The organism is Pseudovibrio sp. Tun.PSC04-5.I4 (assembly GCF_900104145.1).
Lineage (GTDB): Bacteria > Pseudomonadota > Alphaproteobacteria > Rhizobiales > Stappiaceae > Pseudovibrio.
This window is the reverse complement of sequence record NZ_FNLB01000006.1, coordinates 3315001-3317500: the sequence shown is the minus strand read 5'-3', so window position 1 is coordinate 3317500 and position 2500 is coordinate 3315001. Positions and strand designations below refer to the sequence as shown.

Here is a 2500-nt window from a genome sequence, read left to right as displayed (position 1 = left end):
GATCTTCATTCCCTTCGGTGCCATCAACTCAGCAGCCTCACGAACCTGATGTCGCCAGCCCATTGTCCAGTCTGCCCTCCTCACGGTGTCATCCCGGGCGCAGACCCGGGACCCAGAGCTTCACGCCGTGACCAAGATGACCGAACCAACCTAAACCTTGCTCCGATAAACAGCAGCTCCCAAGAGGAACGCTCTGGAGGTATGAGCGGGATGGGAGACAGCTTTCCTCTCTAGACTAGAGGTGCGGCAATTCAGATGACCGCAGCAAGAACAGCCTATCCTTTGTTCCCAAACTCCGGACAACAAAAAACCCGCCTTCATTATGAGGGCGGGTTCGCTAGAACGACAAAACCCCCGCGCTATAAAGCAACGGGGGTTTTGTATATTGGGTAATTCTGGTTATTTTGAAGATATTTTGTATGTTTATCATGCCCGGCAGCGCCCTACTCTCCCGCGTCTTGAGACGAAGTACCATTGGCGCAGGGGCGTTTCACTTCCGAGTTCGGGATGGGATCGGGTGGGGGCGCCCCGCCATAGCCACCGGGCAGGATAAACATACATAATTGCGATCAGCTTGTCTGAGAGTGCTTTGCACCTCAGGCGGATCTTGGTTTACGATCCACGGCTTGAGGTTTCAAGCATCTTTCAGATTGATGATTAGCGTCATCTATCTGATCTTGTATATTGAACTGGTCTATTTTGTTAGCCAAGTGACTGGCTTAGTATTTGTCATTTTCATCCATAGGCTTATCTGCTTTTTTGAGCAGGCCTATGTGACAAACTTAGAAGTTTGTCATTTGTGATTATAGCTTAATGGGAGTGATCAAGCCAATCGAGCTATTAGTAAGGCTCAGCTTCGCATATTACTATGCTTCCACATGCCTCCTATCAACGTGGTGGTCTTCCACGGCTCTCAAGGGAATACTAGTTTCAAGGTGGGTTTCCCGCTTAGATGCCTTCAGCGGTTATCCCTTCCGTACATAGCTACCCTGCAATGCGGCTGGCGCCACAACAGGTCCACCAGAGGTACGTCCATCCCGGTCCTCTCGTACTAGGGACAGATCCTCTCAATATTCCTACACCCACGGCAGATAGGGACCGAACTGTCTCGCGACGTTCTGAACCCAGCTCACGTACCACTTTAATTGGCGAACAGCCAAACCCTTGGGACCTGCTCCAGCCCCAGGATGTGATGAGCCGACATCGAGGTGCCAAACAATGCCGTCGATATGGACTCTTGGGCATCATCAGCCTGTTATCCCCGGCGTACCTTTTATCCGTTGAGCGATGGCCCTTCCACGAGGGACCACCGGATCACTATGACCGACTTTCGTCTCTGCTCGACTTGTCAGTCTCGCAGTCAGGCAGGCTTATGCCATTGCACTCAACGAGCGATTTCCGACCGCTCTGAGCCTACCTTCGCGCGCCTCCGTTACCATTTGGGAGGCGACCGCCCCAGTCAAACTACCCGCCACACACGGTCCCGGGTATTGTAGTACCGCGGTTAGATATCCATGAGGACAAGGGTGGTATTTCAAGGATGACTCCACCAAAGCTGGCGCCTTGGTTTCAACGTCTACCACCTATCCTACACATGTCATCACGAATATCAGTGTGAAGCTGTAGTAAAGGTGCACGGGGTCTTTCCGTCTAACCGCAGGAACCCCGCATCTTCACGGGGAATTCAATTTCACTGAGTCTGTGCTGGAGACAGCGGGGAAGTCGTTACGCCATTCGTGCAGGTCGGAACTTACCCGACAAGGAATTTCGCTACCTTAGGACCGTTATAGTTACGGCCGCCGTTTACTGGGGCTTCAATTCGCTGCTTGCACAACTCCTCTTAACCTTCCAGCACCGGGCAGGCGTCAGACCCTATACGTCGCCTTGCGGCTTCGCAGAGCCCTGTGTTTTTGATAAACAGTCGCAACCCCCAATTCTGTGCCCCCAATACAAAGTTGCCTTCGCATTGGGCTCCCTTCTCGCGAACTTACGGGAGCAATTTGCCGAGTTCCTTCAGCACAGTTCTCTCAAGCGCCTTGGTATACTCTACCTGTCCACCTGTGTCGGTTTAGGGTACGGTCTTATCGTGGGAGCTATTTCCTGGAACACCTTCACCGCATCTCCAATCCAATAAGGAGATACGATACACGGCATCCGTCACTACCCACAGGCCGGGGAATATTAACCCCGTTCCCATCGACTACGCCTTTCGGCCTCGCCTTAGGGGCCGGCTAACCCTGCGCCGATTAGCGTTGCGCAGGAACCCTTGGACTTTCGGCGAGAGGGTCTCTCACCCTCTTTATCGTTACTCATGTCAGCATTCGCACTTCTGATACCTCCAGCAGCCCTCACGGGTCCACCTTCATCGGCCTACAGAACGCTCCGCTACCGCTTAGATAAACTAAGCCCGCAGTTTCGGTGTATGGCTTGAGCCCCGGTACATTTTCGGCGCGGAGACCCTTATTTAGACCAGTGAGCTGTTACGCTTTCTTTAAATGAT

At 52.8% G+C, this 2500-nt stretch carries 2 rRNA genes (1 of these 2 cut by a window edge); both read right to left on the bottom strand.

The annotated features are described in order from the left end of the window. Positions 1 to 430: 430 nt before the first annotated feature. A 5S ribosomal RNA gene (gene rrf, locus BLS62_RS20745) occupies positions 431 to 545 on the bottom strand. A gap of 274 nt (positions 546 to 819) precedes the next feature. Then, positions 820 to 2500: ribosomal RNA gene (locus tag BLS62_RS20740) — 23S ribosomal RNA — on the bottom strand; it runs 1049 nt beyond the window's last position.